The 14714-nt window shown below is 69.0% G+C and carries 14 protein-coding genes and 1 tRNA gene; 9 read left to right on the top strand and 6 right to left on the bottom strand.

Annotated features, from left to right (window positions below):
- Positions 1-34 precede the first annotated feature (34 nt).
- From ASE67_RS00715 to ASE67_RS00700, 4 genes are all read left to right on the top strand, one after another.
- Complete coding sequence (locus ASE67_RS00715) at positions 35-226, top strand: hypothetical protein (RefSeq protein WP_055755871.1); 192 nt, start codon at positions 35-37, stop codon at positions 224-226.
- Positions 226-528 carry a cell division protein ZapA gene (locus ASE67_RS00710; RefSeq protein WP_055755869.1) on the top strand — a complete coding sequence of 101 codons (303 nt, stop codon included), beginning with the start codon at positions 226-228 and terminating at the stop codon, positions 526-528. The genes ASE67_RS00715 and ASE67_RS00710 overlap by 1 nt, the downstream gene beginning before the upstream one ends.
- Positions 529-708: 180 nt before the next feature.
- On the top strand, positions 709-1254 hold the full coding sequence (locus ASE67_RS00705) for a 5-formyltetrahydrofolate cyclo-ligase (protein ID WP_055755868.1): 546 nt from the start codon (positions 709-711) through the stop codon (positions 1252-1254).
- On the top strand, positions 1251-1466 hold the full coding sequence (locus ASE67_RS00700) for a DUF2842 domain-containing protein (RefSeq protein WP_055756864.1): 216 nt from the start codon (positions 1251-1253) through the stop codon (positions 1464-1466). The genes ASE67_RS00705 and ASE67_RS00700 overlap by 4 nt, the downstream gene beginning before the upstream one ends.
- Positions 1467-1483: 17 nt before the next feature.
- On the opposite strand, the gene ASE67_RS00695 is transcribed toward ASE67_RS00700, so the two are convergent.
- The 5 genes from ASE67_RS00695 to ASE67_RS00675 all read right to left on the bottom strand — a co-directional run bounded on the left by ASE67_RS00695 (position 1484) and on the right by ASE67_RS00675 (position 7835).
- Positions 1484-1560, bottom strand: a tRNA-Asp gene (locus ASE67_RS00695).
- A gap of 97 nt (positions 1561-1657) precedes the next feature.
- Positions 1658-2983, bottom strand: a complete 1326-nt coding sequence (locus tag ASE67_RS00690) for an NAD(P)/FAD-dependent oxidoreductase (protein WP_055755866.1) — start codon at positions 2981-2983, stop codon at positions 1658-1660.
- A 29-nt stretch (positions 2984-3012) separates the two neighbouring features.
- Complete coding sequence (locus ASE67_RS00685) at positions 3013-4455, bottom strand: aldehyde dehydrogenase family protein (RefSeq protein ID WP_055755864.1); 1443 nt, start codon at positions 4453-4455, stop codon at positions 3013-3015.
- Positions 4456-4561: 106 nt separating this feature from the next.
- Positions 4562-6559 carry a PepSY domain-containing protein gene (locus ASE67_RS00680; RefSeq protein WP_162236323.1) on the bottom strand — a complete coding sequence of 666 codons (1998 nt, stop codon included), beginning with the start codon at positions 6557-6559 and terminating at the stop codon, positions 4562-4564.
- A 34-nt stretch (positions 6560-6593) separates the two neighbouring features.
- Complete coding sequence (locus ASE67_RS00675) at positions 6594-7835, bottom strand: carbohydrate porin (protein ID WP_235511735.1); 1242 nt, start codon at positions 7833-7835, stop codon at positions 6594-6596.
- A gap of 271 nt (positions 7836-8106) precedes the next feature.
- On the opposite strand from ASE67_RS00675, the gene ASE67_RS00670 reads away from it, so the two are divergent.
- The 3 genes from ASE67_RS00670 (at position 8107) to ASE67_RS00660 (ending at position 10799) form a co-directional block, all read left to right on the top strand.
- Entirely contained in the window at positions 8107-9273 is a 1167-nt protein-coding gene (locus tag ASE67_RS00670; RefSeq protein WP_055755858.1) for an amidohydrolase, read from the top strand.
- 129 nt (positions 9274-9402) lie between these two features.
- Complete coding sequence (locus ASE67_RS00665; protein WP_055755856.1) at positions 9403-10071, top strand: haloacid dehalogenase type II; 669 nt, start codon at positions 9403-9405, stop codon at positions 10069-10071.
- Positions 10068-10799, top strand: a complete 732-nt coding sequence (locus ASE67_RS00660) for a cupin domain-containing protein (protein WP_055755854.1) — start codon at positions 10068-10070, stop codon at positions 10797-10799. The genes ASE67_RS00665 and ASE67_RS00660 overlap by 4 nt, the downstream gene beginning before the upstream one ends.
- Positions 10800-10865: 66 nt before the next feature.
- On the opposite strand, the gene ASE67_RS00655 is transcribed toward ASE67_RS00660, so the two are convergent.
- Positions 10866-12065, bottom strand: coding sequence for a DUF1624 domain-containing protein (locus ASE67_RS00655; RefSeq protein ID WP_055755853.1), 1200 nt, complete (start codon positions 12063-12065; stop codon positions 10866-10868).
- Positions 12066-12430: 365 nt separating this feature from the next.
- On the opposite strand from ASE67_RS00655, the gene ASE67_RS00650 reads away from it, so the two are divergent.
- Together ASE67_RS00650 and ASE67_RS00645 are read left to right on the top strand one after the other, a co-directional pair.
- Positions 12431-13252 carry a GNAT family N-acetyltransferase gene (locus tag ASE67_RS00650; protein ID WP_082456870.1) on the top strand — a complete coding sequence of 274 codons (822 nt, stop codon included), beginning with the start codon at positions 12431-12433 and terminating at the stop codon, positions 13250-13252.
- Positions 13252-14712, top strand: a complete 1461-nt coding sequence (locus ASE67_RS00645) for an NAD-dependent succinate-semialdehyde dehydrogenase (protein ID WP_055755849.1) — start codon at positions 13252-13254, stop codon at positions 14710-14712. Before ASE67_RS00650 ends, ASE67_RS00645 begins: the two co-directional genes overlap by 1 nt.
- Positions 14713-14714 lie beyond the last annotated feature (2 nt).

The raw sequence follows: 14714 nt of genomic DNA, 5'->3' as shown, positions 1-14714 counted from the left end.
TGTTTAACATGTTTAGCGAGGATCGATAACTCCGATGAGCGACACACCCCATGCCGCCACCATCGCGCGGATCGAACGGGCGCTGGAACGGATCGAACGCGCGGCACAGGCCCAGGGCGAAACGACTCGCGCGCTGTCGTCGCGCCACGCCGCGCTGCGCACCCGGATCGGCGATGCGATCGGCGCGCTGGACGCGGTGATCGCGCGCGAAGCGGACGCCGACTGATGGGACAGATCACGCTGACCATCGCCGGGCGCAGCCATCAGGTCGGCTGCCGCGACGGGGAGGAGCCGAAATTGCGCGCGCTGGGCGCGATGCTGGAACGCCACGCCCCTGCCGTGCAGCACGCATCGGGCGGGTCGTCGGAGCGGACCCTGCTCTACATCGCGCTGATCCTGGCCGACCAGTTGTCGGAGCGCGAGGCCCCGGCGGCGACCGCGGACGGAACCGGTGAACTGCTCGACCGGATCGCCGAGCGGTTGGAAGCCGTCGCATCCGCCCTTGAGGAACCGGCTACCGACGCCTAGATAGGGATCGGCGGGACTGCCCGGTGCGAGCCTTGCATAATCCCTGAGGCTATTTCTTCATCCATGGGGGTTGTCCCTGCGCAGATCCTGGTCTGACGTACATGATCCCCACCTGACGTACCGTGCGTCAGTGGATAACGCGGCAAACGGCCCATGGTGGTTCCGCCACACCCCCTTTCCATGACCGACAAGCGTGCCCTTCGCGCCGAGCTGCGTGCCTTGCGACGGGCATTCATTGCGGGTGGGCCGACGCCCCCTGCCCCGCCGCCGCTGTTCCTCGCTGCGCTGCGACCCGGCACGATCGTCGCCAGCTATGTCCCGATTGGTGGCGAGGCCGATCCGGGGCGGTTCGATGCGGCGGCGCGGGCGGCGGGCGCGCGGCTGGCATGGCCGGTGGTCATCGATCGCGAATCGCCGATCAGCTTTCATAGCGACGATGCCATGCACGACGGGCCGTTCGGGCTGCGTCAGCCAGGGGCCGAATCGCCGGCGGTCGCGCCGGACATCATCCTGACGCCGCTGGTCGGGTTCGATGCGTCCTGCAACCGGCTGGGCCAGGGGGCGGGTCATTACGACCGGGCGTTCGCGTGCTGGCCGGACGCGCTGCGAATCGGTATCGCGTGGTCGGTGCAGCGGGTCGATGCCCTGCCGTGCGACCCGTGGGACGTGCCGCTGCACGCGATCGTCACCGAAACCGACCTGTTCCTGACCGGAGAATGCCCATGAACGAGCCGACATGGCGCAAACCCGCCGGGGTATTGGCGATCCTGCTGATGCTGACGCTATGGGCGATCGCGGTGGCGATGCTGTCGCCGATGGTCGGCGGCTGGCACTGGGCAGTGCAGCTCGCGTTCTACGTCGTGGCGGGCATCGCGTGGCTGTGGGTGCTGCCGATGCGACGGATGCTGTCGTGGATGGAAACAGGCCGCTGGCGGTAGCGCCGATCCATGAAGGATGGCGCGAGTGACGGGGCTCGAACCCGCGACCTCCGGCGTGACAGGCCGGCGCTCTAACCAACTGAGCTACACCCGCTCTCTAGCGAGGAAGTGGCGTCTAGGGGAGCGAATCGCCGGTGTAAAGCGGGTATTTTGCGGCCGACGCGAAAAGCACCCGCCGGAGCCGGCGCCGATCAGAAATCGGCGACCTTGCCCCAGGCGGATTCGCGGAATCGGTCGGGATGATAGGGCTTGGGGTCCACGATCGGTTCGGCCCCGGTCAGCATGTCGGCCAGCAGGTGGCCGACGCCCGGCCCGATGCCGAAGCCGTGCCCGCTGAAGCCCGAGGCGATGACGAAGCCGGGGATCGTCTCCACCTCGCCGATGCCGGGTACGCCGTCGGGGGTGCTGTCGACATAGCCGGCCCAGCGCGCGGTGACCGGACGCCCTTTGAGCGCCGGCATCAACGCAAGCGCGCGTTCGTGCGTCATGCGGATCGCCGCCGGATCGGGATCGGGGTCGAGGATGCGGGTCTTCTCCATCGGCGTCGGGCGGTCGAGCCGCCATTTCGCCAGCGTCTCATGCCCGGCGCGCGCGCCCTGCACCCCGCCGGGGCGCAGCTTGCGCCAGCGCCGGAGGAACATCGGGATAAACTGGGGCGAGAAGCGCAGCAGCTGCGGCGTCGGATCGACCCGGCCAAAGCCGCTGATCGCCAGCGTATAGCTGCCATCGACGCGGCGGGTGGCCGATACCTCGCTGGTATGGAGTGCCGGCGGCAGGTCGCCGTCGCCGGGACCGACCGACAGCGCCGCCTGCCGTATCGTCGCCTGCGGAAAGCGGATGCCATATTGGTGGCAGAAGGACGATGCCCATGCGCCCGCGCTCAGGATCGCGGTACGGGTACGGATGGTGCCGCGTTCGGTGACGACCGCCGACAGCCGCCCGCCGCTCGTCTCCAACCCGCGTACCGCGCAATCCTGCACCACCGCCGCGCCCAGCCGCTGGGCGGCGCGGGCGGCGGCGGGTGCGGCGCGCGACGGGTCGGCGGTGCCGTCGGTCGGCGACCACACCCCACCCTTCCATGCGCCATCGATGCCATTGCTCCGCTCGGCGGTTTGCGCGGCGGTCAGCATGTGGGTTTCGACATCGACGCTGCGCGCGAACTGGCCCCAGCGCGCCCACGTCGCGATCTCGGCTTCGTCACGGCTGAGATAAAGGAGGCCGCAGCGGCGAAAGCCCGCATCCTCACCGGTTTCCGCCTGGAACTGTTCCCACAGGTCGAGCGACTTCGTGGCCATCGGCAGTTCGCGCGCGTCGCGATTCTGCTGGCGGCACCAGCCCCAGTTGCGGCTGGACTGTTCCGCGCCGATCCGCCCCTTTTCCAGCAGCACGACCGACAGGCCGCGCTTGGCGAGATAATAGGCGGTGAACGCACCGATGATGCCGCCGCCGATAACGACGACATCCGCTTCCGCCGGCAGCGCGGGCGAGGATTCGACAGGGGTGAGCGGTACGCGCATCGAAAGGCTCCTGCGACAGGCGGCGCGGCTCAATAGCCGAGCATCGCCTTCGTCTCCAAAAATTCGTCGAGGCCGTGGACGCCATATTCGCGGCCATTGCCCGACTGGCGATAGCCGCCGAACGGGGCGTGCGCGGTCCAGGGGGGATAGTTGATATGCACCTGCCCCGCGCGAATCCGGCGCGCAACGGCACGGGCGCGGTCGTGATCGGCCGACTGGACATGCGCGCCCAGGCCATAGACCGTATCGTTCGCGATGCGCACCGCATCCTCGATATCGTCATAGGGCTGGATGCACAGGACGGGGCCGAAGATTTCTTCCTGCGCGATCCGCATCCGTGGGCTGACGTCGGAAAAGATCGTCGGGCGCACGAAATAGCCGCGATTGAGCCCGTTCGGCCGGCCGGGACCGCCGCAGACCAGCCGCGCGCCCTCCGCCATGCCCGCCGCGATCATCGCCTGTACGCGGTCATGCTGGGCGCGGTTGGCGATCGGGCCCATCGCGGTCGCCGGATCGGCCGGATCGCCGACGACGATCGCGTCGGCCGCCGCGCGGGCCAGCGCCTCCACCTGCGCCAGACGCGTCGCGGGGACGATCATGCGGGTCGGCGCGCTGCACGACTGGCCGACATTGCGCATCGCCGACAGCACGCCCTTGCCCACCGCCGTGTCGAAATCGGCATCGTCGAGGAAGACATTGGGCGATTTGCCGCCCAGTTCCTGCACGACGCGCTTGATGGTCGGTGCCGCGCCCTGCGCGACCAGTATCCCCGCCCGCGTGGAACCGGTGATCGATACCATGTCGACATCGGGATGCGACGACAGCGCGGCGCCGACGACCTCGCCCGTGCCGTTCATCAGGTTGAAGACGCCGGGCGGCGTGCCGGCATCGGCCATCACCTCAGCGAACAACAGCGCGCTGAACGGCGACAGCTCGCTGGGTTTCAGGACGACGGTGCAGCCGGCGGCGAGCGCAGGGGCGACCTTTGCCGTGATCTGGTACAGCGGCCAGTTCCACGGCGTGATGAGCGCGGCGACACCGATCGGTTCGCGGGCGATGGCGAAGCCGGCCTCTTCGCGGAGAAAGCGATAGCTGCCGAGCACCTCGATCTGGGCGCGGACATGGGCGATACCGGCGGGCACCTGCGATGCGCGGGCAAAGGCGATCGCCGAGCCCATTTCGGCGGAGATCGCCTGCGCAAAGCGTTCGGCGCGTTCCTCCAGCAGATCGGCGATCCGCTGCAGCAGTGCGATGCGATCCGCGACCGAGGTTTCCGAAAACGAGACAAATGCGCGGCGCGCGGCGGCGACCGCCAGGTCGACATCGGCGGTGTCGCCCATCGCAATGGCGCCGATCGCGCTTTCGCTGGCCGGGTTGACCACGGCGCAGCGCGGGGCGGTGCTGCGGTCGACCCAGCGGCCGTCGATGTGAAAGCTGGTGGCGTGGGCGCTGCCCGGAACGTCGGTGACCATGGCCGACAGCTTAGCGCCGCAGGACAAGGGGATCGTGCCAAAAACGCAGCCATCGGGGTGTCTTTATGCCGCGCGGCAGATGCTGCCGCATGCGACATGCCACGGATTACAGATCGAGCGTCAGATCGGTGCCGCCCGCGCGCGATACGCAGGCGGTCATCCAGCGGCCCGAGCGGCGATCGGCGGGGGACAGGATCGCGTCGCGATGCTCGATCGCGCCGTCGACCACCCCGACCAGACAGGCACCGCACACCCCCATGCCGCACGACCGGTCGATCCGCACCCCCGCATCGGCCAGCGCGTCGAGCAGCGACCGGTCGGCGGGAACCGGCACCCGCCGGCCCGAGTGCGCCAGCTTCGCGACAAAGGCGCGGGGCGGCGCGGCATCCTGTGCCGACACGCCAAAGGCTTCGCGGTGCAGCGCCCCCTCGCGCCAGCCGGCGGCGCGGGCAGCATCGAACAATGCGTCCATGAACGCGACCTGACCGCAGCTGTAGAGATGGCGTCCGCGTGCCGGGGCGGCAACGATCGCGGCCATGCGTGCGGCCTGTTCGGTGCGGGACAGCGCGATGTGGAGCGTGGCGGCATCGCCCAGTTCGGCGGCGATGACGCTGCGAAACGGCATCGATTCGCGCGTGCGGCCGAAATAGTGCAGCTCGAACGCGATCCCCTTCGCCCGAAAATGGCGGGCCATGGCGAGGATCGGGGTGATGCCGATCCCGGCGGCGACCAGCACCGCGTGGCGGGTGCCGCGGACGACCGGAAAGTGGTTGGCGGGCGGTGCGACCAGCAACTCGGCCCCGGCGACCAGCCCGTGCATCGCCAGCGACCCGCCGCGCCCCGACGGATCGGCGCGCACGGCGATCCGGTAATCGTCGCGCTCGCCCGGCGCATTGGTCAGCGAATAGTGCCGCAGCAGCGTGTCCGACAGTCGCACCGCGACATGCGCGCCGGGCGTGGCGGCGGCGATCGGGCCGGGGTCGACCGGCACCAGCCGGAACGCCTTTACCCCGTCGCATTCGTCGACGACCTCCACGATCCGCATCCGGACGAAGCGGGGCGACGGCACCGGATGGCGTGCCAGCCAGCTGCGCAGCCCGCTGATCGCCAGATAGACGATGCCCGCCATCGTCAGCAGCGTCGCGACCAGCCCGGCGATCCCGCCGACCTTCCCCTGATGCACCGCATAGCCCCAGTAATAGAGGCGCGCGCCGGCGGGGGTGTCGGCATAGCGGCGATGGAGCAGGATGCGGCCGTCGCCGGGATCGGCAAAGAAATATTGCCGCCCCTCCGGATTGCGCGCGTCGGGATCGTGCAGGTTGATCTCGATCGCTGCCGTCGGTGCCTTGGGCGCGCGGATCATCGCCTGCGCAGGCACATCGCCCAGCCGCGACAGGACGCCGCGCCATGCTTCGGCATAAGCGACCGGACCCGATCGCGCGGGCACGACGGGCCTGGTCGCCGCCACGCTGCCGGTCGCGCGGTAGAGCAGGTCGGCGACGGCGGGGAAGGCGAGCGTCATCCCCGCCAGCGCGATCGGCAGCGCCAGCGGCAGGACCGCCGCCCCGACCAGCCCGTGGCGCGCGCGCCGCCGGGTCCGCCCCTTCGGCAGACGCTCCGGCCGCAGCGCCGATCCCCACGCCCCCCGCCGGCGCGGCCACCAGAGCCATAGACCGGTCACCGCCAGCAGCGACAACGCGGTCGCGACGCTGCCGCCCACGGCCTTGCCCGGTTCGATCCCCAGAAAGATCAGGCGGTGGAGATATTCGGCGATCCCGTCCCATCCGGCATAGCGCGAGCGAACGTCCCGCAGCCGACCCGAACAGGGATCGACATCGACCTGCACCGCATCGACAAAGCGGATCGAGAGCGGCTCGACCGGATCGGCGCGCAGCCACAGCGTATCGAACGCCACGCCGGGGTGCCGCGCCGATGCCACGGCCACGGCGTGCGCCAGCGCATCGGGCGTGGCGCAGTGCCGCGTTGGAGCACGGCCACCGGCGAGCGCGGGATCGTGGCGCAGCGCCATCATCGCGCCGGTGGCGGCCATATAGGCGGCGAGCAGCCCGACGATCAGGCCGACCCAGCGGTGACCGCCCCGCATGCTGCGCCGAACGATCATGCCCGGCGCCGCGTGGTCATTCGGCGATCGATGCGGTCAGCCGCAGCCCGAGCACCACCGCATTGCCGACCGTGGGATCGAGCCCCGGTGCGACCACATATTGGACATGCGGTTGCACCCCCAGCCAGTCGGTCAGCGCCAGCCGGTGGTTGAGCTCGATCACCGCCTCGCCGCGCGGGGCGGTGCCATAGTCGGCGCGGACCAGCGCGCGCATCGCGCTGCTGCCGCCGGCATAGGCGATGGCGATGCCGGTATCGTCGTCCGGCCGACCGGGCACCCAGCCATGCCCCACCACGCCGAGCGACGAGAACCCGCCGAACATGTTCACCCGATCGTCGGCTGTGCCGATCCGGAAGAAGCCGCGCATTCCCCGCGTGCGGTCGCCGCTCAACTGCGCTTCGCCGCGCAGATACGCTCCCTGATTATGCGCGCGGCGCACGACCGCCGCCGCGCTGCCCGCGTCGAACCGGTCGTCGCTGCGCGCGGAATAATGCCATCCGCCCGCCAGCAGGCGGACGACCCCCAGCTCGACATCGGCCTCCCCGATCAGCAGCGCACCGTCGCGCCCGGCCAGTCCGACCCACATCCGGCGCGGGCGAGCGGGATCATTGGGTACGCCATCGGCGGCGGCGGCGCGCACGGTCACCCGGTCGCCGATCTTCACCTGCCCGCGTATCGCCATCCCGGTACTGGGAAAGGTCGAGGGGCCGCCGGCACCCGACGCGCCCAGTTCGGTGCCCATGCCGAACGCGCTGTTGACGAACAGCAGCGACGTCTGCAGCGCGTCGAATTCGCTGTTCACGTCGTACAGCCCGGCCTTCACCGACCAGCGATCGTCGGGCCCACGATGTTCGGCCCACGCCTCCAGCACGCGGAACAGCGGCACGCCCGCCTCGATGCTCGACACGATCTGTCCGTCGCCGACCAGATCACCGCTGAAGCTGGCGCCGTTGTTGTAGAACCCGTGGACCAGGACGGTGGTGCGCGGTGCCACGCCCAGCGCGTCGAGGTCGGCCGTCGCGATCGCGCTGACATTGTTGATCCAGCGCGTGCCGCGCCGCTTGCCCCCCGCCACCGACGACAGGATATCGCCGGTATAGGCGAGTTGCAGGACCAGCGGGTCACGCGCCTCCACCTCCGGCAGTTCGACATTGCCCGGCGCGCGTTCGACGCTGGGTGCCGCGACCTGCGCGCTGGCGGACGCGATACCGCCCGCCGACAGCGCCAGCGCCGCCCAGACCGCCCTGCCCCATGACACCCGCATATTCCTGTCCAACCCGCCTGCGCGATGCCGCCGGAATGCGGCCATCGATCCTGTTGCGATGCCATATTGCGCGATGCGCGCAGCGATTTTCGCCGTAGGTGGCGGGCTTTCGCACGCTTCCTGCCGTTCGCCGCGCCATGCCCGCGGCACAAGATGCCGTCCAGCGCGCGGATCGACCGCCGACCTGTTGCCGGGCATCCCGCCAGCGGGGTTGACCACGCCTTTGCCGCGGGGACATGCTGCGCCCCTTGCCGTGGGGATTGCCATGTATCACCGTTTTGCCGACATCATCGACGCCGTGACCGCGATCCGGCACGACATCCACGCCCATCCCGAACTGGCCTTTGCCGAACACCGCACCGCCGCGCTGGTCACCGAACAGCTGGCCGCCGCCGGGCTCAGGGTGACGACGGGGATCGGCGGGACCGGGGTCGTCGGCACGCTGACCCATGGTCGGCCCGGCGCGACGCTGGGCCTGCGCGCCGACATGGACGCGCTGCCGTTTCAGGAACAGGGCGCGCCCGACTATGCCAGCACGACGCCCGGCGTATTCCATGGTTGCGGCCATGACGGGCATACCGCGATCCTGATCGGTGCCGCACGGCATCTGGCATCGCTGCCGCCGTTCGACGGCACCATCCACTTTATCTTCCAGCCGGCCGAAGAGGGACAGGCCGGCGCGCGCGAGATGATCCGCGACGGACTGTTCGATCGCTTCCCCTGCGATTACGTCTTTGCCCTGCACAACTGGCCCGACCTGCCGGCGGGCGAATTGCAGACCCGGCCCGGCCCGATCATGGCGGCGGCGGACAAGTTCGAGATCACGATCCATGGCAAGGGCGGCCATGCCGCGCAGCCGCACACCACGCCGGACGCGGTACTGGCGGCGGCGCTGCTGGTGACGCAGCTCAACACCATCGTCGCCCGCCGCGTGCCGCCGACCCGCTCGGCCGTGCTGTCGGTCACGCAGATCGCGGGCGGGCAGACGCACAACGTCATCCCCGCCGACGTGCGGCTGGTCGGGACCGTTCGTACTTTCGACCCCAATGTGCAGGATATCGTCGAGGCGGCGGTGCGATCGATGGCGGAGGGGATCGGCATCGCCACCGACACGCGGGTCGAGGTGACCTATACCCGATACTATCCCGCCACGATCAACGATGCGGAGGCAGCGGCGATCGCGCTGGCGGCGGCGGCGGATGCCGGGCTGTCCCATGCCGAGGCACCCGACCCGGCGTTCACGTCCGAAGACTTCTCGTTCATGCTGCAGGCGTGTCGGGGGGCCTATGTCTGGCTGGGGCAGGCACGCGCGGGGGCGGAGAACGCCGCGCTGCATCACCCGCGCTACGACTTCAACGACGCGATCATCGGCCCCGGTATCGCATGGATCACGGCGCTTGCCGGACGCGTGGTCGGCACCCCCCAAGCATAATATGCCGCACCCCCTGCCGAGCCACGGCGCGCAATCGGCAGGATATTGCTTCGGCACGGGGGAAACGACGGCGCAGCATGCCGTGCCGGCGGTATCGTCATGGCCATACCTCTAGTCAGGAGTGGGGAAATGGCCGGTCTTCGTCCCAAATATATCAGCTTCGATTGCTATGGCACGCTCATCAACTTCGAAATGGCCCCGGTCGCGCGCACGCTCTATGCCGACCGGGTTGCGGCCGAGGCGCTGGACCAGTTCACCGCCGATTTCTCCGCCTATCGCCTCGATGAAGTGCTGGGCGCGTGGAAGCCGTATCGCGACGTCGTGGAGAGCGCGCTGCGCCGGACCTGCGCCCGGAACGGCGTCGAGTATCGCGACAGTGACACCGCCACCGTCTATGCCGCCGTGCCGACATGGCGGCCGCATGCCGATGTCGTCGAACCGCTGAAGCGCGTCGCCGCCGAATATCCGCTGGTCATCCTGTCCAATTCGATGGTCGACCTGATCCCGCACAGCGTCGAAAAGCTGGAGGCCCCGTTCCACGCGGTGTACACCGCCGAGGAGGCGCAGGCCTACAAGCCCCGGATGCAGGCGTTCGAATATATGCTCGACCAGCTGGGCTGCGCGCCGGAGGACATGCTCCATGTCTCGTCCAGCTTCCGCTACGACCAGATGACGGCGTACGACATGGGCATCAAGTCGAAGGCGTTCGTCGATCGCGGGCACGAGCCGGTGAACCCCTATTACGAAGTGAACGTGATCCCGAGCCTCGCCGGGCTGCTGGGGCTGGTCGGCCTGTGAGCGTCGTTGCCGAGGCACGCGCGGCGGTGCTGCCGCAGGATTGCATCGACCTGCGCGCGTTCGTCGCCGACGCCGAAACCGGCGTCGCATCGAGCGAAACCGGCGATGCGTGGTTTTCCGCGCGCCGCATGGCGACGCCACCGGGTGGGCCGGTGTCGGTCGGCGCGCTGGCCCTGTCGGGTGCGGGCCATGTCGACGCGCTGCCGGGTGACGAGTTCGTCTTCGTCGTCGACGGCACGCTGACCATCGGCGACCTGACGCTGGGCCGCGATGCAAGCGCCATGCTGCCCGGCGGGATCGGCTTCGACTGGCGGGCGGCGGCGGGGACGCAGGTCGTCGTCATGCGCTGCACCGGGGGCACGCCGGGGGCATCGGCACCGGTCGCGATCGACCTGTCGCCGACGCGGGTGCCGTCGAACCCGCCGGCGGCCGAGCTGCTGCTGTCCGACGCGCCGCAATGCCACAATCACACCGACTACAAGTCGGCGAGCGGGGAGTTCTCCGCCGGCACCTGGGCATCGACGCCCTACCACCGGCGCAACAACCTGTACCCGCATTGCGAGCTGATGCACCTGATGGAAGGGTCGGTGACGTTCGAGGATACGGCCGGCACCGCCCATCGCTTCGTCGCGGGCGACCTGTTCGTCGTGCTGCGCGGCGCACGCTGTTCGTGGCTGTCGGAAGAGGATGTGGTGAAGGTCTGGGCGATCTACCGCCCCGTCGCATAGGGACAAGAAAAGGGCCGCCCGGCCGGGGAACCTCCCCCGGCCGGGCGGCCCTTTTTCATTTCCGGCTTACAGGTATTTGAGCCACCAGATATCCTTGCGCCGCTGCTTCAGCCCGGCGAACCAGCGCGTCGGAAAGAACAGCACCACCAGCAGCCCGGCATACCATGCCCAAATCCAGCCGAGATTGCCGAGCGCGAAGACCGTGCCATGCGTCGGGCCCCAGATGGCGAAGGCGATCAGGTACAGCGTGCGCAGCACATAGAGGTGGAGCAGGTAATAGAACATCGGCGCCCCGCCGAACGTCGCCAGCGGCGGGATCAGCCGCGAGGACTGGAACCGTTCGAACGCCGCAAGCAGCAGCGCGCCGATCCCGACGGTCGGCATCAGGAACAGCAACGACGCGGGATATTTGGTGAGCGCGAGGAAGCTGATCGTCGTGCGCAGCGGCGTGCCGGCATCATACCAGGGCCGGTCGCCATAGACATTGGCCCAGCGCAGCGCGACGAACCCGACGATCAGCCCAACGCCCAGCAGCACCAGCCGCCGCTGTCGCACCGCCGGGTCGGTGCCCTTCGCGAACCACGGCCCGATGCCATAGCCGAGCAGGATCAGCCCGATCCACGGCAGGACCGGATAGGTCGTCTTCCACGTGATGCCGAGGAATTCGAACGCGGCGCGCTGGTGCAGCATCGCCCATGGCACGAAGAACGTATCGCCCGGCGCCAGTACGATCCCGTCGAGCAGGTTGTGCCCACACACGATCGCAAGGCCCAGCGCGACGATCACCGTGCGCGAGAAATGCACCGCCCCGGCAAGGCAGATCATGCTGAACCCGATCGCCCAGATGACCTGCAGCCACAGCGTCTGCGGCGGGAATTTGGCCGACCATGCAAACGACACGAAGCTGATTTCGAGGAGCAGCAGGAACGCGCCCCGCCGCAACAGGAAGTCGGAGACTTCGGCGCGCGAATGCTTCTGGCCATACAGATACGCCGCCAATCCGGTCAGGCCGACGAACACCGGCGCGCAGATCGTGCTGAGCAACCGGGTGAAGAACAGCGCCGGCATGACCGTGCGCGCATCGACCGGATCGCCGACCTGCAGGTGCAGGAAGAACGTCTCGCGCACATGGTCGAGCAGCATGATGACCATCACGAATCCGCGCAGCGCGTCGATCGACTGCAACCGCGTCGTCGCCACCGCCTTTGGTATCGCCGCCAGTCCGCCGCGCGGTCGCGCATCGCCGTCAAAGGCCGCCGTCGCCATAGTCGCCTCCCATCGTCACCGATCCCAATGCTGTCATAGTCCGCCTGTCGCGTGACACTATATCACTGTTTTTCGGGTGTCGCGCGGTCGAAGCGGTCGTTGCAGCGGCGCTTTACCGCCGATCCTGCCGCGCCCCGGAGCGCAGCAAATCGACCGTGGCGGCGGGTGCAGCAGATTATTGCGAAACCGGCGCAAGATCGAACGCTTCCCCTGCCGATTGGTGCGATACATCGTGCCGCTGCCCCGCATCGGGCGGTAATCCTGCACCATGACGCCGGCGATGTGACAGCCGGCGCACCGATGCACTGGCTGGAAAGGATGGCATAGTGGCGACAGCGCCGGATATACGCCTAGATCTGCGACCGATGACGGCGGACGACCTGCCCGCCGCGCAGGCGCTGTCCAAGGGCGAACGCTGGCCGCACCGCGTCGAGGACTGGCAGATGATGCTGTCGGTCGGCGAAGGCGCGGTGGTCGAGGCGGAGGGCACGATCGTCGGCACGATCATGTGGTTCCCGACCGGCAGTGACACCGCGACGATCGGCATGGTCATCGTATCGCCCGACCATCGCGGCCGGGGGATCGGCCGGATGCTGATGGACCACGCGATCGAGGCGGTCGATTGCGGACGGCTGCTGCTGAACGGCACGGCCGTCGCGGTGCCGATGTACCGCACGCTGGGGTTCGAGGAGATCGGCCGCATCGCGCAGCATCAGGGCACGTCGTTCCTGATTCCGCTGGCGGCCCCGGCCCCCGGCGAACGGCTGCGCCCGATCGGCGACAGCGATTATGTCCGTATCCGGGCGATGGTGGAGGACGGCACCGGCCTGCCGCGCAAGGCGACGATGAATGCCGTGCTGGACGCCGCACAGGTCGTGGTCCTCGACCGCGACGGCGATCTGGTCGGAGTCGCGTGTTTCCGGCGGTTCGGACGGGGCTATTCGATCGGGCCGGTCATCGCGCCCTCGCTACGGGAGGCGAAATTGCTGATCTCGCACTGGCTGGGGTCGCGCGCGGGCGATTTCACGCGCATCGACGTGCTGGCCGATAGCGGCCTGTCGCCGTGGCTGGACGAACTGGGGCTGTTGCAGGTCGACGGCGTGGTGACGATGCGGCGCGGTGATCCCCTGCCCCAGCCGGTCGGCGTCGCCCGGCCCTTCGCCATCCTCAGCCAGGCGCTCGGCTGATGGGCGCGATCACCCAATCGCCGCTGTTCGTCGATGCGATGCTGATCGACGGCGCATGGGTCGCCGCCGACAGCGGCGCGACGATCGAGGTCACCGATCCCGCCACCGGCGAGGTCATCGGGACCGTGCCCGATGCCGGTACCAGCGATACCGAGCGCGCCATCGCCGCCGCCAACCGCGCATTGCCGGCATGGAAGGCCAGGACGGCGGGCGAGCGGGCGGAAATCCTTGAGCGCTGGAACGCGCTGATCCTCGCGAACATCGACGATCTGGCGCGGATCATGACGACCGAGCAGGGTAAGCCGCTCAGCGAAGCCGCCGGCGAGATCAAATATGCCGCGAGCTTCGTGAAATGGTTCGCCGAGGAAGGTCGCCGGGTACGCGGCCACGACATTCCGTCGCCCTCGCCCGACCGCCGCATCCTGGCTCTCCGCGAACCGGTCGGCGTGTGCGCGGCGATCACGCCGTGGAACTTCCCGGCGGCGATGATTACCCGCAAATGCGCGCCCGCGCTGGCGGCGGGATGCACCGTGGTGGTGAAGCCATCCGACCTGACCCCCTATACTGCGCTGGCGCTGTGCAAGCTGGCGGTCGATGCGGGTATCCCGGCGGGTGTCATCAACATCGTGACCGGCATGCCGCAGGCGATTGGCGCGGCACTGACCAGCAGCCCGGTCGTGCGCAAGCTGTCCTTTACCGGATCGACGCGGGTCGGTTCGCTGCTGATGCAGCAATCGGCCGATACGCTGAAGCGGCTGAGCCTCGAACTGGGTGGCAACGCGCCGTTCATCGTGTTCGACGATGCCGATCTCGACCTGGCGGTGGCCGGCGCGATTGCCAGCAAGTTCCGCAACGCCGGACAGACCTGCGTCTGCGCCAACCGCATCTTCGTGCAGGACGGCATCCATGATGCCTTCGTCGCAAAGCTCGGCGATGCGGTGCGGGCGATGAAGGTCGGCGACGGGCGCGATGCGGCGACGACGATCGGCCCGCTCATCAACGCGGCGGCGACCGAGAAGGTCGCGGCGCACCTCGACGATGCGCTCTCGCTGGGCGCGGTCACCGCGGCGCAGGGGCAGGCGTTCGGCGATCCGACGCGCTTTGCCACCCCCGTCCTGCTGACCGGGGCGCAGGCGACAATGCGTCTGGCGACCGAAGAGACGTTCGGCCCGCTGGCCCCGGTTTTCCGCTTCACCCACGAGGCGGAGGCGATCGAACAGGCCAATGCCACGCCGTTCGGCCTGGCGAGCTATTTCTACACCGACGACCTGCACCGTGCGTGGCGCGTGGCGGAGGCGCTGGAATTCGGCATGGTCGGGCTGAACACCGGCCTGCTCGCGATGGAGATGGCGCCGTTCGGCGGGGTGAAGGCGTCGGGGCTCGGCCGTGAAGGCGGCGTCGAGGGTATCGACGAATATCTGGAAACCAAGGCGTTCCATTGGGGCGGCCTGAAGCTGTAGCG

It is taken from the genome of Sphingomonas sp. Leaf23, assembly GCF_001421585.1.
In the GTDB taxonomy this organism is placed as follows: domain Bacteria; phylum Pseudomonadota; class Alphaproteobacteria; order Sphingomonadales; family Sphingomonadaceae; genus Sphingomonas.
Note: the sequence above shows the minus strand (reverse complement) of the source record. Positions and strands in the feature narration are given on the sequence as shown.